Origin of the sequence: Streptomyces sp. NRRL F-2580, assembly GCF_000720115.1 — a bacterium.
Lineage (GTDB): Bacteria > Actinomycetota > Actinomycetes > Streptomycetales > Streptomycetaceae > Streptomyces.
In genome coordinates this window covers 1-21,424 of the sequence record NZ_JOIR01000009.1, presented here as the reverse complement: position 1 = coordinate 21,424, position 21,424 = coordinate 1, and the positions used below count along the sequence as shown (strand labels likewise).

At 74.6% G+C, this 21,424-nt stretch carries 17 protein-coding genes and 1 pseudogene; 12 read left to right on the top strand and 6 right to left on the bottom strand.

Annotation, left to right across the window (positions count from 1 at the left end):
• The first annotated feature begins 11 nt into the window (after positions 1-11).
• From IF88_RS0110970 to IF88_RS0110960, 3 genes are all read left to right on the top strand, one after another.
• Positions 12-1,394, top strand: coding sequence for a glycosyltransferase family 39 protein (locus IF88_RS0110970; RefSeq protein ID WP_078892832.1), 1,383 nt, complete (start codon positions 12-14; stop codon positions 1,392-1,394).
• Between the two features lie 1,003 nt (positions 1,395-2,397).
• Positions 2,398-3,285, top strand: coding sequence for a sulfurtransferase (locus tag IF88_RS0110965; RefSeq protein ID WP_030709778.1), 888 nt, complete (start codon positions 2,398-2,400; stop codon positions 3,283-3,285).
• Between the two features lie 326 nt (positions 3,286-3,611).
• A complete protein-coding gene (locus IF88_RS0110960; protein WP_030709777.1) occupies positions 3,612-4,364 on the top strand; it encodes a DUF4097 family beta strand repeat-containing protein in 753 nt (250 codons plus the stop codon).
• Between the two features lie 11 nt (positions 4,365-4,375).
• Here the strand turns inward: IF88_RS0110960 and IF88_RS47735 are convergent, their stop codons facing one another.
• Positions 4,376-4,681: a DUF6355 family natural product biosynthesis protein gene (locus IF88_RS47735; RefSeq protein ID WP_234323487.1), complete on the bottom strand. Its 306-nt coding sequence runs from the start codon at positions 4,679-4,681 to the stop codon at positions 4,376-4,378.
• A gap of 104 nt (positions 4,682-4,785) precedes the next feature.
• On the opposite strand from IF88_RS47735, the gene lon reads away from it, so the two are divergent.
• Positions 4,786-7,194: an endopeptidase La gene (gene lon, locus IF88_RS0110955; protein ID WP_030709776.1), complete on the top strand. Its 2,409-nt coding sequence runs from the start codon at positions 4,786-4,788 to the stop codon at positions 7,192-7,194.
• 165 nt (positions 7,195-7,359) lie between these two features.
• The gene (locus IF88_RS0110950; RefSeq protein ID WP_234323486.1) at positions 7,360-7,800 is read left to right on the top strand and encodes a MarR family winged helix-turn-helix transcriptional regulator; all 441 of its coding nucleotides are present in this window, start codon (positions 7,360-7,362) and stop codon (positions 7,798-7,800) included.
• 28 nt (positions 7,801-7,828) lie between these two features.
• On the opposite strand, the gene IF88_RS0110945 is transcribed toward IF88_RS0110950, so the two are convergent.
• Complete coding sequence (locus IF88_RS0110945) at positions 7,829-8,602, bottom strand: protein phosphatase 2C domain-containing protein (protein ID WP_030709774.1); 774 nt, start codon at positions 8,600-8,602, stop codon at positions 7,829-7,831.
• Between the two features lie 408 nt (positions 8,603-9,010).
• On the opposite strand from IF88_RS0110945, the gene IF88_RS0110940 reads away from it, so the two are divergent.
• From IF88_RS0110940 to IF88_RS0110920, 5 genes are read left to right on the top strand one after another with little or no spacing between them, the layout of a single operon-like run.
• Positions 9,011-12,094, top strand: coding sequence for a nitrate- and nitrite sensing domain-containing protein (locus tag IF88_RS0110940; RefSeq protein ID WP_037805696.1), 3,084 nt, complete (start codon positions 9,011-9,013; stop codon positions 12,092-12,094).
• A complete protein-coding gene (locus tag IF88_RS0110935) occupies positions 12,091-12,579 on the top strand; it encodes a roadblock/LC7 domain-containing protein (RefSeq protein ID WP_030709772.1) in 489 nt (162 codons plus the stop codon). Before IF88_RS0110940 ends, IF88_RS0110935 begins: the two co-directional genes overlap by 4 nt.
• Positions 12,576-12,965, top strand: coding sequence for a DUF742 domain-containing protein (locus tag IF88_RS0110930; RefSeq protein ID WP_030709771.1), 390 nt, complete (start codon positions 12,576-12,578; stop codon positions 12,963-12,965). The genes IF88_RS0110935 and IF88_RS0110930 overlap by 4 nt, the downstream gene beginning before the upstream one ends.
• Entirely contained in the window at positions 12,946-13,575 is a 630-nt protein-coding gene (locus tag IF88_RS0110925; protein ID WP_030709770.1) for a GTP-binding protein, read from the top strand. The genes IF88_RS0110930 and IF88_RS0110925 overlap by 20 nt, the downstream gene beginning before the upstream one ends.
• Positions 13,576-13,634: 59 nt before the next feature.
• A complete protein-coding gene (locus IF88_RS0110920; RefSeq protein ID WP_030709769.1) occupies positions 13,635-14,921 on the top strand; it encodes a styrene monooxygenase/indole monooxygenase family protein in 1,287 nt (428 codons plus the stop codon).
• On the opposite strand, the gene IF88_RS0110915 is transcribed toward IF88_RS0110920, so the two are convergent.
• The 4 genes and pseudogenes from IF88_RS0110915 to IF88_RS0110900 all read right to left on the bottom strand — a co-directional run bounded on the left by IF88_RS0110915 (position 14,846) and on the right by IF88_RS0110900 (position 17,981).
• Positions 14,846-16,036, bottom strand: a complete 1,191-nt coding sequence (locus IF88_RS0110915) for a C40 family peptidase (protein ID WP_051836719.1) — start codon at positions 16,034-16,036, stop codon at positions 14,846-14,848. The two genes, IF88_RS0110920 and IF88_RS0110915, sit on opposite strands and share 76 nt — an antisense overlap.
• 148 nt (positions 16,037-16,184) lie before the next feature.
• Positions 16,185-17,027 (bottom strand): annotated as a pseudogene (locus IF88_RS0110910) (ABC transporter permease); the annotation flags it as partial.
• Positions 17,028-17,145: 118 nt separating this feature from the next.
• The gene (locus IF88_RS0110905; RefSeq protein ID WP_030709766.1) at positions 17,146-17,574 is read right to left on the bottom strand and encodes an SHOCT domain-containing protein; all 429 of its coding nucleotides are present in this window, start codon (positions 17,572-17,574) and stop codon (positions 17,146-17,148) included.
• On the bottom strand, positions 17,574-17,981 hold the full coding sequence (locus IF88_RS0110900; protein ID WP_037805694.1) for a DUF6325 family protein: 408 nt from the start codon (positions 17,979-17,981) through the stop codon (positions 17,574-17,576). The genes IF88_RS0110905 and IF88_RS0110900 overlap by 1 nt, the downstream gene beginning before the upstream one ends.
• Before the next feature lie 96 nt (positions 17,982-18,077).
• Here IF88_RS0110900 and IF88_RS0110895 point away from each other — a divergent pair, with 96 nt between their 5' ends.
• The gene (locus IF88_RS0110895; RefSeq protein ID WP_030709764.1) at positions 18,078-19,445 is read left to right on the top strand and encodes an FtsW/RodA/SpoVE family cell cycle protein; all 1,368 of its coding nucleotides are present in this window, start codon (positions 18,078-18,080) and stop codon (positions 19,443-19,445) included.
• Positions 19,442-20,905 carry a penicillin-binding transpeptidase domain-containing protein gene (locus tag IF88_RS0110890; protein ID WP_030709763.1) on the top strand — a complete coding sequence of 488 codons (1,464 nt, stop codon included), beginning with the start codon at positions 19,442-19,444 and terminating at the stop codon, positions 20,903-20,905. Before IF88_RS0110895 ends, IF88_RS0110890 begins: the two co-directional genes overlap by 4 nt.
• The last annotated feature ends 519 nt before the right edge of the window (positions 20,906-21,424 follow it).

The window sequence follows — 21,424 nt, the reverse complement described above, 5'->3', positions numbered from 1 at the left end:
CAACCCCGAGTATGGAGTCCGCACACCCGTTCCGACAGCTCCCGGAGGCCGACATCAGCCGGATCGCCCCCTGGCGACTGCTGCCGCCGCTGCTCGCCGTGGTCCTCGGCCTCTGGGGCCTGGAGCGGGGCGCCAGCATGTGGCGCGACGAGTCCGTCACCTGGCAGGTGGCCCACCGGCCGCTCGGCGGGATCTGGGAGCTGCTGCACGGTGTCGACGCCGTGCACGGCCTGTACTACCTGCTCATGCACGGGGTGTTCCAGCTCTGGGACGGCGGCCTGTGGGCGCTGCGGCTGCCCTCCGTCGCCGCCACCGCGCTCGCGGCCGCCGGGGTGGCAGCCGTCGCACACCGGCTCGCGGGGAAGCGGGCCGCGCTGATCGCCGGCTGCGTGTACGCCGTCCTGCCGCCCGTGCAGATGTACGCCCAGGAGGGGCGCTCGTACGCCTTGGTCGCGGCGGCCGTGGTCTGGGCGACGTACCTGATGCTGCGCGAGCGGTGGGCCGCGTACACGGTGGTGCTGCTGCTCGGCTGCTGGCTGCACGAGTTCGCCGTGCTGGCCCTGCTCGCGCACGCCTTCACCGCGTGGCGTGCGCGCGGCTGGCGGTGGAGCGCCGGGATCGTGGCCGCCCTGCTGCTGCCGCTGGCCCTGGTGAGCGCGCGCCAGGCCGAACAGCAGCTCGGCTGGCTCGGCCGGCCGAGCTGGCAGGACTGGGCGGCGTACGGGGTGGTGGGCGGCGCGGCCCTGCTGCTCGCGCGGGGGGCCCCGAAGGACCTCGTACGGGTGGCGCTCCCGCTCACCCTGCTGCCGCCCGGGCTGCTGATGGTGATCTCCCTCGTGCACCCCTGGTACGTCGACCGGTACGTGCTCTACGCGCTGGCCGGACCCGCCCTGCTGGCCGGGGCCCGGCTGGCGGAGGCCCGCGGGTGGTGGCCGTGGCTGCTCGCCGGACTGCTGCTCGTGCCGCTCGGCGTCTGGTCGGTGTGGCTCCGTACGCCGGAGAGCCGCAAGGACGACGTCCTCGCGGTGGCCGCCGCGGTCCGGGAGCGGGCCCGGCCGGGGGACGCGGTGGTGTTCATGCCCTCGCGGCGGCGCGAGTGGCTGCTCTCCTCGCCCGAGGTCTACGCCTCGCTGCGCGACGTGGCGCTGGACCGGACCCCGGCGGCCTCGCACAGCCTCCAGGGCACCGAGCTGTCCCCGGACCGGATCCGTGCGGCGCTGCTCGCCTCGCCGCGGGTGATCGCCCTGCTGGACCCGGCCGGGCAGCCGCTGGACCCGTACCCGCGGGAGGCGGCCAAGCGGGACGCGCTGGCCGCCCGCTTCGAACTGTGCTCGCTGACGGGCGTCCGCGGTGCCCGGATCGCGGTGTACGCCCACCCGGGCACCTGCCCCTGACCCGCCGGGCGCGCGCTGTCCGCCGCCTGGGGGCGGGCCGCCCCGCGACTGGGCTGCCGAGTGGCTGCCCTGGCTGCGCCGGGCGCCCTGCGTTACGCCGGCTGCGCGAGCCGGCTGCGCGGGCTGGCCGGGGGTGCCGGTTCCCGACCGTGCGGGAGTGCGCTGGGCGTGGCGGGGTGCACCGGCTGTGCGGGCCGGGCGGGGGTGCCGTCTGACGCCCCGGCGGGTGGGCGGGATGCGTTGGGTGGGTCGGGGTGCACCGTGTGTGGGCCGCCGGGGGCGGGGGCTGGCGACGGTTCGGGGGTGCCCGGGCCGGCTGAGGGTGCCGGTTCCCGGCCGTGCGGGGGTGCGCGGGCCGGACGGGGGTGCGGGCTGGCGACGGTTCGGGGGTGCCCGGGTCGGCAGGGGGTGCCGGTTCCCGACCGTGCGGGGGTGCGCGGGCCGGACGGGGTGCGGGCTGGCGACGGTTCGGGGGTGCCCGGGCCGGCCGGGGGTGCCGGTTCCCGACCGTCCGGCGGTGCGCGGGCCGGCTGGAGGGTGGGGCTGGCGGACCGTTCGGGGGTGCGCGGGCCGGACGGGGGTGCGGGCTGCCGACCGTTCGGGGGTGCACCGGCCGGCTGAGGTGCCGTCTGAGGCCCCCGGCGGGTGCGCGGGATGCGCTGGGCGTGCCGGGTGCCCCGGTGGTGCCGGCCGGACGGGGCGCCGTCTGCCGATCCTTCGGTGGGTGCGCCGGCCCGTTGGGGGTCCGTTTGCCGTCCCTTCCGTGGGTGCGCGAGCCCGCGCTGCCGTCGACGTTCCGTGGGTGCGCGAGCCCGCGCTGCCGTCGACGTTCCGTGGGTGCGCGAGCGTCGGCGGTTGCTCTGACTGGCGGACGCCCTGTCCGCGTTCGGCCCGCGCGAGCCCGGCGCCGCCGCTGACCCGCCCGGCCGCCGACCCGCCCGGTCGGCGGCTCGGGTGGCAGAGGAGGATGGGGCGACCCGCGTCGCACAGCCGGAGGTGCCGAATGACCACGCCCCAGAACGCCGCGCCCCAGGAGCCCGTGCCCGGCGCGCTACCCGGGGCGCTCGTCGGGGCGCAGTGGCTGGGCGGGCGGCTGGGGACGGGCGGGCTCGTGGTCCTCGACGCTTCCGTCGGCGCCCACCGGGGGGCGGAGCGCCGGATTCCGGGGGCTCGTCCCTTCGACCTCGACGGCGCCCTGTCCGACCACGACGCGCCCGCCCCGCACACGATGCCGGGCCCCGAGGCGTTCACCGAGGCCGTGCGGGCGCTCGGCGTGGACGACTCGGACTTTGTCGTCGTCTACGACGGCGCCGGGATCTACTCCAGCGCCCGCGCCTGGTGGATGCTGCGCGCCATGGGCTTCGACCGGGTGGCCGTCCTCGACGGGGGACTGCCCGCCTGGACGGCCGCCGGCCTGCCCGTCGAGGCCACCGGCCCGGCGTACGACGGCCCGCGCGGCTCCTTCACCGCCCGGCCCCGCCCCGGACTGCTGGTCGGCAGCGGGACCGTCGCCGCGGCCCTGGCCGACCCGGCCGCGGCCGTCGTCGACGCCCGCACCCGCGGCCGCTTCGCCGGTACCGACCCCGAGCCCCGCCCGGGCCTGCGCGGCGGGCACATGCCGGGCGCGGTCAACCTTCCGTTCGGCGAACTCCAGGACCCCGACGGCCTGATGCGCCCGGCCGGGGAGCTCCGTACGGCCTTCGAGGAGGTGGCGGGCGGCCGCGAACGCCTCTACTTCAGCTGCGGCTCGGGGGTGACCGCGTGCGTACTGGCCCTCGCCGCCGAGCTCGCCGGGTACGAGGACTTGGCCGTGTACGACGGCTCCTGGAGCGAGTGGGGCGTGCCGTCGCCCCTGCGCCCGGTCGCCACCGGCCCGGGACAACACACCTAGGCCCTGGCCGGGATCCGAGCAGGCCGGGCGGGGGGCCGGTTGGGCCGGGGCCGGGCGAGGTTGACCGGGCCGGGTCGGGCCGGGGCGGGCCGGGCCACGGCCGGGGCCGGGCGCGCGCCGGGGCGTCTCCTCGGACGCCGAACGTGACGACGGGTCGGAGAGCTGGGCGGAAGTGCGTTCGGCGCCCTGCGGGGATCGCCCCGACACACACCCGACCCCGGCCCAACCGGCCGGTTCGGACTGATCCCGGGCCGGGGGTTAACCCCACCCGGGGTCCGGGTACCGGCACCATCGGCGGGGCGGCCGCACCGCGCGAGGATCGGTCCATGACTCCTCACGCCACGTCACGACGTCTCGTCCGCACCGCGGTTGCCGTGCTCGGGACCGGGTTCCTGCTGGCCGGCTGCTCCTTCTCGGACGGACCGAAGAGGACGGCGACCGCCGACACCACGGTCACCGAGGCGGTCACGGCGGTCGAGGTGACGGACGCCCGGGCCGGCTCGATCGAGGTCACCGCGGGGACGGGTCCCGGCGTCACGGTTCGCCGCACCGTCCACTACCGGGGCGACACCGCCCCCACTCCCGGCCAGCGGGTCAGCGCGGGCGTGCTCACCTTCTCCGGCGGCTGCTCCGGGAGCTGCTACGTCGACTACCGCCTGGAGGTCCCGGCCTCCGCCACGGTCAAGCTGGAGAGCAGCAGCGGCCGCATCACCGTCGCGGGCGTGGCCGCCGCCGAGGTGGAGGCCGACTCCGGCGACGTCCGCGCCGAGCGCATCGCGGGCCCGCTGAGGATCCGTACCTCCTCGGGCGACATCACCGCGGCCGGCCTGTCCGGCCCGAGCGCGGACGTCCACTCGGACTCGGGCGACGCCAGCATGGACTTCACCGCGGCCCCCTCCTCGGTGCTCGCCGAGACCTCCTCGGGCGACGTCACGCTGAAGGTCCCGCGGGCCCCCTACCGATTCGCGGTCTCCACCACCTCCGGCGCCCGCGACATCGGCCTGGCCGAGGACCCCGCCGCCACCTCCCGCCTCTCCGCGAAGACCACCTCGGGCGACGTCCGCATCTCCACCGTGTGATCCCCGCCCCGTCATCGGCCGCAACCGTCACGGCCCGGTGTCTCCCGGGCGGAGCACAGGCCGCCCCGGCAGCCGCTGCCGTACCACGCGCCGGTGGCGCCGGCGTCCAGGCTGGTTCGCCCGGGTCCGACGCCGCGGTGGTAGTTGGACCGGGGCCACCGCTTGACCTGGATCCACACGTTGGCGTTGGTGGCGCAGTGCTCGTAGAAGTCCCGTTCGCCGCCCCTGCCTTCCCCCCTGGAACGGAGGATCGCGTTTCGGCCGTGCCTTTCGGCGCCGCCGCCACGCCGACGGTCGGCAGGTCGTCCGGCTCGCATGCGCCCGCCCCCTGTTCGCCCCCGGCGAACGCAGGTTGGGGAACAAAGGGAGGCGCACATGCATTGAGTCGGCATAGCTCAACTTCACTGCCGGAGGGAAGATCATGGCTTCGACGTCCGTCACACTCACTCTGCCCGTACTGCCGCTCGACGACGAGGTCGTGCTGCCCGGAATGGTCGTGCCGCTGGACCTGTCCGACGCCGAGGTGCGCGGTGCCGTGGAGGCGGCCCAGGCCGCGGCGGGCAGCGGGAAGCCGCGGGTACTGCTCGTGCCGAGGATCGACGGGAAGTACGCCGCGACGGGTGTGCTCGGGACCGTCGAGCAGGTCGGCCGGCTCTCCGGCGGCGACCCGGGCGCACTCATCCGAGGCCTCGGCCGGGTCCGTATCGGCGCCGGGACCACCGGGCCCGGGGCCGCGCTCTGGGTCGAGGGCGAGACCGTGGACGAGAACGTGCCGGACCCGCTGCCGGGAGCCGTGGCCGAGCTCGTCAAGGAGTACAAGGCGCTCGCCACCAGCTGGCTCAAGAAGCGCGGCGCCTGGCAGGTCGTGGACCGGGTCCAGCAGATCGAGGGCGTGTCCGCGCTCGCGGACAACTCCGGGTACTCGCCGTTCCTGACGGTCGAGCAGAAGGTCGAACTGCTGGAGACCGCCGACCCCGTCGCCCGCCTCAAGCTCGCGATCAAGGCCCTCAGCGAGCACCTCGCCGAGCAGGACGTGGCCGAGTCCATCGCCAAGGACGTCCAGGACGGCGTCGACAAGCAGCAGCGGGAGTTCCTGCTCCGGCGGCAGCTGGAGGCCGTGCGCAAGGAACTGCGCGAGCTGAACGGCGAGAAGGACGGCGAGGAGTCCGACGACTACCGGGCCCGCGTCGAGGCCGCCGACCTGCCCGAGAAGGTACGGGAGGCCGCCCTCAAGGAGGTCGAGAAGCTGGAGCGGGCCAGCGACCAGAGCCCCGAGGGCTCCTGGATCCGCACCTGGCTGGACACCGTGCTGGAACTGCCCTGGAACGAGCGCACCGAGGACCAGTACGACATCCGGGGAGCCCGGGCGGTGCTGGACGCCGAGCACGCCGGCCTGAGCGACGTGAAGGACCGCATCACCGAGTACCTCGCCGTGCGCAAGCGGCGTTCCGAGCGCGGCATGGGCGTCATCGGCGGCCGCCGCGGCGGGGCCGTGCTCGCGCTCGTCGGGCCGCCCGGTGTCGGCAAGACCTCCCTCGGGGAGTCCGTGGCGCACGCCATGGGCCGCAAGTTCGTGCGCGTCGCCCTCGGCGGCGTACGGGACGAGGCCGAGGTCCGCGGCCACCGCCGGACCTACGTCGGCGCCCTGCCGGGCCGTATCGTCCGGGCCATCAAGGAGGCCGGTTCGATGAACCCGGTGGTCCTCCTCGACGAGATCGACAAGGTGGGTTCCGACTTCCGCGGCGACCCGGCGGCCGCCCTCCTGGAGGTCCTGGACCCGGCGCAGAACCACACCTTCCGGGACCACTACCTGGAGGTGGAGCTCGACCTGAGCGACGTCGTCTTCCTGGCCACCGCCAACGTCCTGGAGGCCATCCCGGAGGCGCTGGCCGACCGGATGGAGCTCGTCCGCCTCGACGGCTACACCGAGGACGAGAAGGTCGTCATCGCCCGCGACCACCTGCTGCCGCGCCAGCTGGAGCGCGCCGGCCTCGGCGCCGACGAGGTGGTCCTGGAGGAGGACGCCCTGCGCAAGCTCGCCGGGGAGTACACCCGCGAGGCGGGCGTCCGCACCCTGGAGCGCTCCCTCGCCCGCCTGCTGCGCAAGGTGGCCTCCCAGCACGAGCTGGGGGAGCGGGAGCTGCCGCTGCGCGTCGGGGCGGACGACCTGCGCGCCCTGATCGGACGCCCGCACCACGTACCGGAGTCCGCCCAGGACCCGGCCGAGCGGCGCACCGCGGTCCCCGGCGTGGCCACCGGCCTCGCGGTGACCGGCGCGGGCGGCGACGTGCTGTTCGTCGAGGCCTCGCTGGCCGACCCGGAGACGGGCGCGGCCGGCCTGACCCTCACCGGCCAGCTCGGCGACGTCATGAAGGAGTCGGCGCAGATCGCGCTGAGCTTCCTGCGCTCGCACGGCGCGGAACTGGAGCTCCCGGTCGCCGACCTGAAGGACCGGGGCGTGCACATCCACTTCCCGGCGGGCGCCGTGCCCAAGGACGGCCCGAGCGCCGGCATCACGATGACGACCGCACTCGCCTCGCTGCTCTCCGGACGGCAGGTGCGCACCGACGTGGCCATGACCGGCGAGGTCTCCCTGACCGGGCGGGTCCTGCCGATCGGCGGGGTCAAGCAGAAGCTGCTGGCCGCGCACCGGGCCGGGCTGACCACCGTGATCATCCCGAAGCGGAACGAGGCCGACCTGGACGACGTCCCGGCGGAGGTGCTGGAGGGGCTGGAGGTCCACCCGGTGACGGACGTGCGCCAGGTGCTGGAGCTCGCTCTGGCGCAGGCGCAGGCGCAGGCGGAGGTGGAGGTCACCGCCGCGGCGTGACCGAGGGGCCGCACGGCCCACCGGATGCCCCGGCGCGCGCCGGGCGCACGCCCTCCGCACGGCCCGGCTCCCCGCTCCGGCGGGGTCCCGGGCCGTCGGCACACCCGCTGCGAAATACTGGCCCCTCACCCACCGGGGTGCGACACACCATTGAAGGAGCGGGACGTGCACGGGAGCGAAGACCAGGAGTTCCTTGCCCTGGAGCGGGAGCTGTCCGTCTTCCTCCGGCGCGCCCGCGCCTCCTCCGGCGAGATGGCCCGCGAGCTCCACCCCGAGCTGGAGCCCGCCGCATACGGACTCCTCGTACGCCTGGAGGCGGCCGGCCGGCAGCGGGCCACCGAGCTCGCCGCCTACTTCGGGGTCGGCAAGGCCACCATGAGCCGGCAGCTGCGGGCCCTGGAGGTCCTGGGCCTGGTGGCCCGCGAGCCGGACCCCGCCGACGGCCGCGCCTTCCTGGTCGGGCTCACCGAGGAGGGCCGCGAGCGGTTCCTGCGGGTACGGGGCGCACGGCGCGAGCAGTACATGCGCAAGCTCGCCGACTGGGACCGCGGCGAGGTGGCGGAACTGGCCCGGCTGCTCAACCAGTTGAACGCGGGGGCCGAGTAGGGGCACCCGCGCGGCCCAGGCCCGCGGCCTAGAGCTCCGCGTAGACCGCCGAGGCGTCGTCGTGCCGCTTGTACCCTGCCGGCGGCCGCGACGGGTCGGACTCGATGGCGCGGACCCGGCCGATCAGGCCCTCCGCGCCCTCCTTGCGCAGCACCGCCAGGCACTCGGCCCAGTCGCCCTCCCGGAACGTGTCCGTCCACCGGCTCGCCCCGTCCGTGAGCGCGGCCACCGCCCGCACCTGCCCGCGCGGGGTGCGCCCGGTCACCGCCCGGGATGCCACCGCCGGGTCCGCGGCGGCCGTGAAGAAGCCGCCCTCCGCGTTGCGCAGCGCGTCCGTCGCCGCCACCGAGCGCAGCACCTCCCGCGGCACCCGGTCCAGCCGGTCGTCGAGCACCGCCGTCACCCCGCCCTCGGGCGCCTGGAGGAGCAGCACGGAGTCCGAGAGCACGAGGTGTTCCACGTAAGCCTCGTCCCAGCGGACCACGACGACCGTCGCCTGCGGCGTCCGCACGTGAGAAAGGTCACACGTGTCGCGGTGGGCGTCGGCCGTGGCGCGGACGGACTCGGCCAGGATCCGGTCCAGCGGCATGTCCCGCCGCGATCCGGACAGTTCGGTCAATCGACCGCCCAGCCGGGCCGCGAACCACGGAACCCCGTGCGCGCAACCGTCCTCTCCGCTCGGCGGGGTGACCCCGTCCAGCGCGACCAGGACACCGCCGCCCGAGGCGGGGATCGCGGCCGACACCCAGTCCTCATTGGGGCGTTCTTCGCTGCCGGGGGCCGAGGCGAGGTCGATGTGCATGCCACCATTCTGCCGGGCGGCGGCCCCCGCGCACGCTCAGGTCCGTACCAAGCGGAAGGGGGCGGGCCGGCCCGTACGCGGAGCTCCGGCGGCGGGCCGGAAGGGGCCCGGGCCGGGCGTCGGCACGCGGGCGGACATGTGGGCGGGCATCCTGCCAAAGCCCGTATCGATCTTTCAACCACCTGTCCACGGAGGCGCTCTGGGGCAGGGTGTCCGAGTTGGTTGCCAACTCATCCGTGATGTTCACTCGTTCGAGTGGCCGGGTGGGCGATGTGCGGCTCTCTCCCCAACACGCTGCAAAGGTCTGAGGCGGTACGAGGGGGCAGGGAGCGTTTACTTGTTGACCGGCCGTTACCTCGGCCACACGAGTAGACGAGCACAAGCACACGTACAGGATTGCGAGCACCGGTGCAGAAGAAGCGGTCTCGGAAGAACGGCACCGCCGCCGACGGCCCGGCCCCCGCAGGACGCCGCGTCCGCGTGCGCCGCAGGCTGGTCGTCGGCGTCGCCGTCGCCGGCCTCACCGTCCTCGCGGCAGGCACACCCGCCGTCGTCACCGCCGCGAGGGAGCTGAACGACTCCCAGCGGCTGGTCACCCTCGCGGAGCAGACCGGGCAGATCCTCACCGTCGCGCACGTCCTCGCCGACGAGCGCGACGCCGTGGTCGAGTACGCCGCCAAGGGCCGCCCCGGCGCCGCCAGGGGCGCCCTCCAGGAACGCATCCTGCGCACCGACCGGCAGATCGCCGAGGCCGCGACCGAGGTCGACGAACCCCTCGGCACGGCCCTCGCCCGCGTCGCGGCCGTCCGCACCGAGGCCATCGACGGCAAGGGCACCGCCCTCGCCGCCCACCAGGCCTACAGCGGCGTCCTCACCGAACTCCTCGCCCCCGGGGACCGGCTCGCCGAGCAGACGCCGCCGCGCGCCGAGGCCGCCCTCACCACCACCCGCCCGCTCGCCCCGCTGGGCCAGGCCGTGGAGCAGGCCTCGGCCACCCGCGGACTGCTGCTCGCCGCGCTGGCCGTCCCCCGCGGCGAGCAGCCCCCGGGCTCGGCCGCGGTCGACGAACTCACCGCCGCCGCCCAGCGTTCGCGCGTACGGGAAATGGCCGCACTGGACGACTTCGCGCGGGCCGCGCGGCCCGACGTGCGCCAGACCCTCACCGCCACCGTCACCGGCCCCGAGGTCAAGACGGCCGACGACTTCCTCAAGCGGCTCACCGACCGGCCCACCCTGACCCCGGCCGACCGCAAGACCGACGGCGCCGCCGTCGGCAGCGCGCTCACCGCCCGCATCGACCGGATGCGGACCGTCGAGGCCACCCTCGCGGGCCAGCGGGCCTCCGCCCTGGCCTCCCTGCGCGACGACGACGTGACCCGGCTCGAAACCCTCGTCGCCCTGCTGGGCCTGCTGTTCCTGGTCGCCGTCGGCGTCTCGACCGGCGTCGCGCGCTCGCTGACCCGGCCCCTGTCGGTGCTGCGGCGCGGCGCGGCACGGCTGGCGACGCCCGAGGGCTCGGTGGAACCGGTCCGGTTCACCGGCCGCAACGACGAGTTCGCCGAGGTCGTGCGGCACCTGAACGCGGTCCGCGACCAGACGGTCTCGCTGCACACCCGGATCGCCGGGCTCGACGCCGACCGCCGCCGGATCATCGGCCGCAACGAGGCGCTGACCGCCGGCCGGGACGTGCTGGAGGAGGAGCTGAACAAGCTGCGGGCGGGGCTCGAGGAGCACCGCCGCGTCATGTCGACGACCTCCGTCTCGCTGTCGCTGCGGACCCTGGGCCTGGTCGAGCGCCAGCTCACGGTCATCGAGGAGCTGGAGTCCAAGGAGCAGGACCCGGACCGGCTCGCGACCCTCTTCAAGCTCGACCACCTGGCGACCGTGATGCGCCGCCACAACGAGAACCTGCTGGTCCTGGCCGGGCAGGAACACGGCCACGGGCAGGTGATGCCGGTACCGCTGGTCGACGTGATGCGGGCCGCCGTCAGCGAGATCGAGCGCTACGAGCGCGTCGACCTCGCGGCGCTGCCCTCGTACACCCAGGTCGCGGGGCACGCGGCCGACGACCTCTCGCACGTGCTGGCCGAGCTGCTGGAGAACGCGACGACGTTCTCGCCGCCGGACGTCAAGGTGAAGGTGTCCGGCTGGACGTTGGACTCCGGCGACGTCGTGCTGTCCGTCGTGGACGAGGGCATCGGGGTCACCGGGGACCGGCTGGAATCGCTGAACTCCCGGCTGTCCACGCCCGAGGCGTACGACGAGGAGCCCGAGGCCGAACACGGCCTGGGCCTCGGCCTGTACGTGGCCGGACGCCTCGCGGCGCGGCACGGGGTCACCGCGGAGCTGCGCGCCGGGCGGCACGGCGGGACCGAGGCCCTCGTGGTCGTCCCGGCCGCGCTGCTGCCCGCCACCCCGCCGGTCTCCCCGGTCCACACCCTGGCCACGCCGGGCGCACCCGCGCTGCAGCTCCCGGGCGTGATCGCGGAGGCCAACGAGAACACCCTCCCGCCGCGCCGCCGAGGCACCCACGCCGCCCCGGACCCCACGGCCGAGGCTGCGCCCGACGCCGCCGACGCGCTCGTGGAGCCTGCTGCTCCGGCTGCGCCCGACGCCGCCGACGCGCTCGTGGAGCCTGCCGCTCCGGCTGCGCCCGACGCCGCCGACGCGCTCGTGGAGCCTGCCGCTACAGCTGCGCCCGACGCCGCGTTCGCGGAGCCCACCGCCCCGGCTCCGGCCGCCGACGACGCTGCCGCGGAGCCCGCCGTGCCCGCTTCCGCGGGTGCTGCGGAGCCCGACGCCCCGGCCACGCCCGAGGCCGAGGCTTCCGACACCACCGAGGCTCCGGCCGACACGGAGCCGGAGTCGGAGTCGGCCTTCCGGGTGCCCGGCACCACGGTGGCTCCGGTGACCCTGGCCGAGGCCCTCGCGGGCCCCGCCCTCCCTGCCGACGCGGAGGCCCCCGCCGAGACGGCACTGCCCCCCGCCGACCAGATCTTCACGGCCGCGCCCCTGTCAGGAGACGCCCCCGCAGACCAGGTCTTCATCGCCGAGCACCCGGCAGAGGACGCTTCCGCAGGGCCGGACTTCACCGCCGAGCCCCCCGCAGGGGCCCCGGCAGGGGACCCCGCCGGGGCCCCGGCCCGGGACGCGGTCCCCGAGCCCCACTCCCACGCCCCCGCCGAAGGCAACTGGCTGCCCCGGCAGGGCAGTCACCCCGCCGACCCCGCCGACTCCGTCACCGACAAGGGCCTGCCGAAGCGGACCCCGCGCACCGTCACCGCCGGGCGCGCGGACGACGTACGGCCGCCCGAGCCACCGCGCCGGATCGACGCCGACGAACTCCGGCGCCGGCTCGGCGGTTTCTACCAGGGAGCCCAGGACGGGCGACGCGTCGTCGCCGCCGAGCTCGCCCAGGAGCACGCGCAGGACCAGGGGCAGGGGCACAGCAAGACCGACCACGGGGGCACCGCACAGGAGGCACGCACATGACCGCGCCCAGTACGTACGGACTGAGCACCCAGGCCCGCAACCTGCAATGGCTGCTGACCGACCTGGTCGAGGAGGTACCCGGCGTCAACTCCGTCGCCGTCGTCTCCTCGGACGGGCTGCTGCTCCTGTCCTCCGACCCCGCAACGGGCGGCGCGGGCGATCCACAGACCAAAGCCAGGCCGAAGGGCCCGCGCGGCGCGTCCGCCGACCTCGCCACCATCGTGTCGGGCCTCGGCAGCCTCACCACCGGCGCCGCGGCCCTCATGGAGAGCGGCTCCGTCAAGCAGACCATGGTGGCGATGGAGCACGGCTCCGTCTTCGTCATGGCCATCAGCGACGGCTCACTGCTGGGCGTGCACGCCACCCCCGACTGCGACATGAGCGTCGTCGCCTACCACATGGCCCTGTTCGTCGGCCGCGCCGGCCACGTCCTGACCCCCGAAGTCCGCAGTGAGCTGCGCCAGTCGATGGAGAACACCCCGTGAGGAGTACGGCCTCCGACCGGCTGCCGATACGCGGCGCCGACCGCCGCCCCGCCCGCGTCCGCCCGTACTCGCTCACGGGCGGCCGCACCCGCTTCACGCAGGTCCTGCACGTCGAGACCTTCGTCGCCGCCCTGGAAACGAAGGCCTCGGAGCCGCAGAAGCCCGACCGCATGCCCGAGATGCCCGCCATCGTCGAGGTCTGCCGCCGCATGCGCACGATCGCCGAGATAGCAGCGCTGCTGAAACTGCCGCTCGGCGTGGTCCGCGTGCTCGTCAGCGACCTCGCCGACCAGGGCCGGATCCGGGTCTACGGCACGGGCCACGGCACGGGCCGTCCCGAACGCGCGCTGCTCGAAAGGGTGCTCAGTGGTCTCCGCCGTCTCTGATCAGCCGGTACCGCCGGCCGTGGACGACGAGCCCGTCCAGCCCTGGCAGTACGACCGTTCCCGTGCCCCCGTCGCCGTCAAGGTGCTGGTCGCGGGCGGCTTCGGCGTCGGCAAGACCACCTTCGTCTCCTCCGTCTCCGAGATCACCCCGCTGCGCACCGAGGCGGTGATGACCCAGGCCAGCGTCCCCACCGACGACCTGTCCGGCACCCCGGACAAGAACACCACCACCGTCGCGATGGACTTCGGGCGCGTCACCCTCGACGACGACCTCGTCCTCTACGTGTACGGGACCCCGGGCCAGGAGCGGTTCTGGTTCATGTGGGACGACCTGGTGCGCGGGGCCATCGGCGGGCTCGTGCTGGCCGACACCCGCCGGCTGCGCGACTGCTTCCCGGCCCTCGACTACTTCGAGAGCTGCGGGCTCCCGTACGCCGTCGCCGTCAACCACTTCGAGGGCTCGCAGTCGTACGAGCCCGAGGACGTGCGCGAGGCGCTCAGCGTCCCGCCGCACGTACCCGTCGTGATCATGGATGCGCGACGTCGGCACACCGTGGTCGAGTCCCTGCTGGCCCTGGTGGGCCACGCCCTCGACACCACCCCCGAATAGGCCCGCGGGCCCGTATCCCGTACGCCCGTAGCCCCGTACCCCCGAATCGAGAACGTGAGATGCGCAAGATACTCGTCGTCGGAGCCGGTCAGTCCGGTCTCCAGCTCGCCCTCGGCCTCCAGTCGAAGGGGTACGAGGTCACCCTCATGTCCAACCGGACGGCGGACGAGGTCCGCACCGGCCGGGTGATGTCGACGCAGTGCATGTTCGACACGGCGCTCCAGCACGAGCGCGACCTCCAGATCAACTTCTGGGAGCAGCAGGCCCCGAAGATCGAGGGCCTCGGCGTCTCCGTCGCCGCCCCCGACGCCGGCCGCGCCGTCGACTGGCTGGGCCGCCTCAAGGGGTACGCGCAGTCCGTCGACCAGCGCGTGAAGATGGCGGGCTGGCTGGACACCTTCGCGCAGCGCGGCGGGCAGCTGGTCATCCACGGCGCGTCCGTCGCCGACCTCGACTACTTCTCCCGTACGTACGACCTGGTGCTGGTCGCCGCCGGCAAGGGCGAGCTGGTGTCGATGTTCGGGCGGGACGCCGCGCGCTCCCCGTACGACGCGCCGCAGCGCGCGCTGGCCGTCTCGTACGTGCACGGGCTCGGGCCGCGCGCCGAGCACCCGGAAACGGAGGCCGTGCGCTGCAACCTCGTCCCGGGCGTGGGCGAGCTGTTCGTGATGCCGACCCTGACCACCTCGGGCCGGGCGGACATCCTGTTCTGGGAGGGCATCCCGGGCGGTCCGGTGGACGTGTTCAACGGGATCAAGGACCCGGCGGAGCACCTGGCGCTCACGCTGGACCTGATGGAGAAGTTCACGCCGTGGGAGTACGCGCGGGCGACGAAGGTGGAGCTGACGGACGCGGGCGGGACGCTGGCGGGGCGCTACGCGCCGGTGGTCCGCAACCCGATCGGGCGGCTGCCCGGCGGCGGGCTGGTGCTCGGCGTCGCCGACGTGGTCGTCGCCAACGACCCGATCACCGGGCAGGGCTCGAACTCCGCCGCCAAGTGCGCGGCCTCGTACCTCTCCTCGATCCTGATGCACGGGGACAACCCGTTCGACGAGGCGTGGATGAAGGCGACCTTCGACAAGTTCTGGTTCACCACGGGCAAGCCGGTGACCCAGTGGACCAACGCCATGCTGGGCGTCCCGCCGGAGCACGTGCTCAACCTGATCGGCGCGGCCGGGCAGCTGCAGCCGGTGGCGGATCGATTCGCCAACGGCTTCGACAACCCGGCCGACTTCGACGCGTACTTCTACGACCCCGAGGACGCGGCGGACTACCTGGCGGAGGTCGCCTCGTCGGTGGCCGCCTCCCCGGCGGCCCCGCCGGCGGGTGCCTCCTCCGACGAGTAGCCGGTGTCGGCGTCCCCCGCCGTGCCCGTCGCGCCCGCCCCGGGCAGGGGCGGGGGAGCGAACTCCGCGAGCGGGGTGCCGCCGGGGTCCGGGCGTACGGCGCCGAGCAGCGGATTCGCGGCGAGGGGCGAGACCTTCACCTTCGCCCCCGGCCGCGGCGCCTGGATCACCTTGCCCTCGCCCACGTACAGGGCCACGTGCGTGGCCTTGGGGAAGTAGACCACCAGGTCCCCCGGACGGAGCTGGTCCAGCGGCACCTTCGGCAGCTGCGCCCACTGCTCCTGGCTGGTCCGCGGGATGGTGCGCCCGGCGTGCGCCCAGGCCTGCGAGGTGAGCCCGGAACAGTCGAAGGACCCCGGGCCCTCGGCGCCCCAGACGTACGGTTTGCCGATCTGGGCCGCCGCGTAGGTGAGGGCGGCTCCGCCCGCGGCCGTGGGGGTGCCCGTGCGCGTGGGGAGCCGGCCCGAGCCCAGCAGATCGCGCTGCGCGGCCGCGGTGTTCTTGTCCTCCTGCGCCTCGAGCCGGGTCAACTGCTCGGGGGTCAGCGAGGCGAGCACCCGCTCGACCTCCTTGAGCTGCGCCGCGACCTCGTCCTTGTGGAGCTTCTGCCGCGCCGCCAGGGCCTGCCGGGTGTCCAGCGCCTTGCGGGCCCGTACGGCGAGCTCGTCGGCCTTCTTCTCGCCCCGCGCGAGCCGGTTCAGTACGCCGGCCCGCCGCGCGCCCTCGCGGGCGGTGAGCAGGCGCTGGTCCAGGGCGGCCTGGGGGGTGCCGGCGAGCAGCATCCGGACGTAGGGGGAGAGGCCCCGGGTGCCCTGGTACTGCTCCCGGGCCAGTTTTCCGACGAGGGCCCTCTCGGAGTCGAGGGCGGTACGGGCCCGGCCGAGGTCGGCGGTGCGCTGCCGCTCCTCCTCCTGGCCGGCCTTGAGGGCGACCTCGGTGGCGTTGTACGCCTCGGCGGCCTCCTCGGCCTTCTGGTAGAGCCCCTGCAGGCGGGTGAGCAGGACCCCGACGGACTCCGCCTCGGGTCGGGCGGGCTCGGCGCCGGCCCGCGGGACGGGACCGGCGACGAGGAGCACTGCGGCGATGCAGGCGGCGCGAAGCGGCCGATGTGACATGGGATCACCTCCGAGGCGCCCGATGCTGCCACGCCCGGTATGACAAATCCCCCAACGGAGCGGCCGGTCGCGGGCCGGCCACCCGGTTGGGGGAGTGGGGCGCGGTCGCCCGGACGGGACCTCCCGTCCGGGCGACCGCGCCCGGGGGTCAACGGCGGAGCGCCTCGGCCGGCTGGATGCTCGCGGCGCGCCACGCCGGGTAGAGGCCGGCGAGGAGACCCGTGACCAGGCCGATCGCCGGGGCCGCGGCGACCGTTCCCACGTGGATGACCGGCGTCCAGTCGCGGGCGACGGCGACACCCACGACGGTCATCGTCCCCAGGGAGGTGCCGACCAGGCCGCCGAGGGTGCCCAGGGCGCCGGACTCGGCGAGGAACTGGAGCGTGACGTGCCGGCCCCGCGCGCCGAGGGCACGGCGCAGACCGATCTCGCCCGTGCGCTCCAGGACGGCGACCAGCGTGGTGTTGGCGATGCCGACCGCTCCGATCACCAGACAGATGGTGGCCAGCAGCAGGAACAGCTGATTGAGGTCGGAGGTGACGCTGCCGCGCAGTGCCTTGGGGTCGGGCGGCGGGATGACCTTCAGGTACTCGGGATGGTCGGGGCGCAGGGCGAGAGCCGCTTCTCCGGCGACCTGGGTGGCCGCGCCCAGCTCGGTGGAGACGAGCATCTTGGCGCGGTTGGCGGAGCCGGGCCCTCCCCAGATCTTCTCCGCCGCCTTGGAGGGGACGACCACGGAGAGCAGGAGGTCGGCCTTGCGGTCCACGTCGTCGACGATGCCGATGACGGTGAAGGGCTGCCCCTCGATGAAGACGGCGGGGCCGGTCTCCAGGGTGGTGATGCCGAGCCGGGAGGCCATGCCGGAGCCGATCACGGCGACCTGTTCACCCCGGTCACCGGCGAAGCGGTCGAAGGTGCGGCCGGTCTTCAGCCGGGGCCCCGCCGCCTCCAGGACGCCGGGGGAGGCGGCCACCACCTGCAGGCGGGAACTACCAGCGCTGGAACCAGTTCCAACGCGGCGGGTCATCTCTCCGCCGTCGGCCTGACGGTTGCCGACGGGCGGGAACGGGTACGGCCGTTCCCGCCCGCCGATCGGGCGCCGCGCTGCGTCAGCCGCGCAGGAGGCGGGCCTTGGCCTTCGTGAACTCCTCCGGGGTCAGCAGGCCCTCGCGGGTCAGGTCGGCCAGTTGCCGCAGCTCCGCCACCAGGGGAGTCGGCGTGGTCGGCGGGCTCGTCGGCGAGGCCGTCAGGATGTCTTCCTCTTCTTCCGCCACGCCCTGCGCCAGGCCCTGCGCCACGCCCTGCGACACCTCCACCGGCTCCGGCGCCTCTTCCGTTTCGGCCGGCGGTTCGGCCGGGGCCTCCGCGGCCCGGACCGCCCGCGCCGGCAGGTCCCAGCGCGCCGCTTCGCCCGGGCCGACCGCGCCCGTCGTGTCCTCCACCGCCCCCGCCGCCCGGGCCAGCAGGCCCCGTAGCAGCGGGTGCCCCGCCGGCCGCTGCGCCGGCCGGACCGTCGGTCCCATCGGCCGGATGAACATCAGGCCACCCCCGCCCGGGTGTCCGCCGGGACCCGGTCCGGCGGGATGCGGACCGAGCCGACGATCCGCCCGCCCGCCGCCCGTACGGCGACCGCCGCGTCCTCGGCCCACACGTGCTCGACCACCAACAGCAGCGCGCAGCTCCCGCGCTCCAGCAGACCCACCGCCTCCTGCACGTCCTCCGGTCCGATCAGACGGGCAACGTCCCGCCCCGTCAGCAGCCCGTGCAGTTCCACGAACTCGTCGAACTCCGCCGCGAGCACCTCGCCCGAGGCGGTCCTCGTCGCCACGAGACCGTCGATCAGCCGGACCACCCCGGTCTTGCGCAGCCCCATCACGGCCTCGATCGCCGGGACCCGCAGCTGCTCCTCCGGGAAGGCGAGGACGATGAATTCCACGGGTCCCATACGCCTCGGCTCCTCACGTGTGACCGTTTTTGACGACTCTTCGGCACACTATGGCATAAGCGGACATACCATCCGTCCGCTTGCTACGTTTCGCGTATGACCGCTCTGACGGCGAAGGTGACGGAGCCCGCGCCCCCGCCACCCGACGCCCGCGCCCCCAAGCGCCGCGGCATCGAGCTGACGCTCCTCGCCGGCGCCGTCCTGGTCTCCGTCCTCGGCCACCTCTACGTCGGCCTCGCCACCACCGGCCACACCCCCCGCCTCGCCGCCCGGTACGCCGGCGGGCTCGCCGCCACCGCGCTCCTCGCCCACCTCGCCGTCCGCTTCAGGGCCCCGTACGCCGATCCGCTCGTCCTGCCGATCGCCGTCCTGCTCAACGGGCTCGGGCTCGTCCTCATCCAGCGTCTCGACGCGACCACCCCCGGCCACCTCACCGCCGGGGACCAGCTCCGCTGGTCCGCCCTCGGCCTCGCGCTGTTCGTCCTCGTCGTCGTGCTGCTGCGCGACCACCGCGTGCTCCAGCGCTACGCGTACCTGTCGGTCGCCGGCGCCCTCGTCCTGATGCTGATCCCCGTCTTCTTCCCGGCGGTCAACGGCGCGCACATCTGGATCCGGTTCGCCGGACTCTCCTTCCAGCCCGGGGAGTTCGCCAAGATCCTGCTCGCCGTGTTCTTCGCCGCCTACCTCGCCGCGAACCGCACCGCCCTCGCCCTCACCGGCCGCCGGCTCTTCTGGAAGCTGCGCCTGCTCCCCGGCCGCGTCCTCGGCCCGATCCTCGCGATCTGGCTGCTCAGCGTCGGCCTGCTCGTCCTGGAGCGGGACCTGGGGACCTCGCTGCTGTTCTTCGGACTGTTCGTGATCATGCTGTTCACCGCCACCGGACGGATCGGCTGGATCGCGATCGGACTGCTGCTCGCCGCACTCGGTGCGTACGCCGTCGGGACCTTCGAACCGCACGTGCACAGCCGCGTGGACGACTGGCTGAATCCTTTCGCCTCCATCGAGCGCGGCGAAGGTCCCGGCCAGCTCGCCCAGTCCCTCTTCGCCTTCGGCGCCGGCGGCCTGCTCGGCGCCGGGCTCGGCCACGGCCACTCCTTCCTCATCGGCTTCGCCGCCAAGTCGGACTTCATCCTCGCCACCGCCGGCGAGGAACTCGGCCTCGTCGGCCTCGCCGCGATCCTGCTCCTCTACGGACTCCTCGTGGCCCGCGGCTTCCGCGCCGGGCTCGCCCTGCGCGACCCCTTCGGCCGGCTGCTCGCCACCGGACTCGCCTCGATCGTCGCGCTCCAGGTGTTCGTCATCGCGGGCGGAGTCACCGGACTGATCCCCCTCACCGGCATGGCCATGCCCTTCCTCGCCCAGGGCGGCTCCTCCGTCGTCACCAACTGGATCATCGTCGCGCTGCTGGTCCGGCTGAGCGACAGCGCCCGCAGGCCGCGCCCCACCGAGGAGGGGGCCCCGTGATCCGCTACATCCGCTGGTGCGCGTACTTCTGCGCGCTGCTCCTCGTCGCCCTGCTGGTCAACATCGCCCGCGTGCAGGTCTGGGAGTCCGCCGCCTACGGCGCGAACCCGGCCAACAAACGCCCCGCCATCGAGCGCTACGCGAAGCCGCGCGGGGACATCCTCGTCGACGACCGCCCCGTGACCGGCTCCCGCGACAGCGGCCAGCTGCTGCGCTACGAGCGGACCTACACGAACGGCCCGCTCTACGCCCCCGTCACCGGCTTCTCCTCCCAGACGTACGGGACCAGCTTCGTGGAGCGCGCCGAGGACGCGGTCCTGTCCGGCACGGACCCCGGCCTCTCGGCCTTCCCGCTCTGGTACGACCTGGCCCGCGGCCACCCGGCCGGCGGGAACGCCGCCACGACCATCCGCTCCGGCATGCAACTGGCCGCGTACGCCGGGCTCGCGGGCAAGCGCGGGGCGGTCGCCGCCGTCGAACCGGCCACCGGGAGGATCCTCGCGCTGGTCAGCAGCCCCTCGTACGATCCGGCGGAGCTGTCCGGGACGGGCGCGCGGGTGAAGGACGCCTGGGCACGCCTGAACGCCGACCCGGCCAAGCCGATGCTGAACCGGGCGCTGCGCGAGACGTACCCGCCCGGCTCGACCTTCAAGATCGTGACCGCGGCGGCCGCCCTCGACGCGGGCGTCGTCACGGACGTGGACGCCCCGACCCGGACCCCCGATCCCTACCCGCTGCCCGGGACCAGCACCGTGCTGCCGAACGCGGCCACGGGCTGCGAGGACGCCTCGATGGCGGACGCGGTGCAGTGGTCCTGCAACACGGTGATGGCGAAGATCGGCGTACAGGTCGGGCTGCGCGCGATGGTGGAGGCGGCCGGTCGCTTCGGCTTCAACGCGGAGGGACTGCGGGTGCCCTCCTGGGTGTCCCGCTCGAACTTCGACACCGACATGAGCCAGGACCAGCTGGCCCTCTCCGCCATCGGGCAGTTCAACACCAAGGCCACGCCGCTGCAGATGGCGATGGTGGCGGCGGCGGTCGCCAACGGCGGCGAGCTCAAGTCGCCCTACCTGGTGGAACGCACCACCCAGGACGACGGCTCCCCGGTCCGGTACGGGGAGCAGCGCAGCCTGGGCCGGGCGATGAACCCGGCCACCGCGCTGCGGATGCAGGAACTGATGGTGAAGGTGGTGGAGAACGGGACGGGCCGGAACGCGGCGATCCCGGGCGCGGTCGTCGGCGGCAAGACGGGCACCGCACAGCACGGCGTCGGCAACGCGGGGACACCGTACGCCTGGTTCATCTCCTGGGCCAAGGCGGAGGGCTCGCCGGTGCCGGCGGTCGCGGTGGCGGTGGTGGTCGAGGACGCGGCGGCGGACCGGGGCGACATCAGCGGCAACAGCGCGGCCGCGCCGATCGCCCGGGCGGTGATGGAAGCGGCCCTGACCCCGCCCCCATAGCCTCGCGGCACCCTTCGCCCCCCGGGCCTCGGCCCCGCACCCCACCGAACTCCACCCGCCCCCGCGCCTCAATCGCCGGCGAGGCTGGAGGGGTGCGGCGAGGCTAGACGGTGCGGCTCAAAGCCCGGGGCTCCGCCCCGCACCCCGCGCCTCAATCGCCGGCGAGGCTGGAAGTGGTGCGGCGGAGGCTGGAGTGGTGCGGCTCAAAGCCTGGGGCTCCGCCCCGCACCCCGCGCCTCAAACGCCGGCGGGGCTGAATTTGTGCGGCGGGGCGGATGGCGGGGCAAGGCTGGAGGGTGCGGCGGGGCTGGAGGGCGCGGTGGGGTTGGGTGGTGCGGCTCAAAGATCGGGGCTCCGCCCCGGACCCCGCGCCTCAAACGCCGGCGAGGCTGAATGTGCGCGGCGAGGCTGGATGGTGGGGCGGGGCCGAGGGATCGGGGCAGCCGGGCCGGTTGGGGCGGGGGTGGGTGTGTGTCGGGGTGATCCCCGCAGGGCGTCGAACGCACTTCCGCTCAGCTC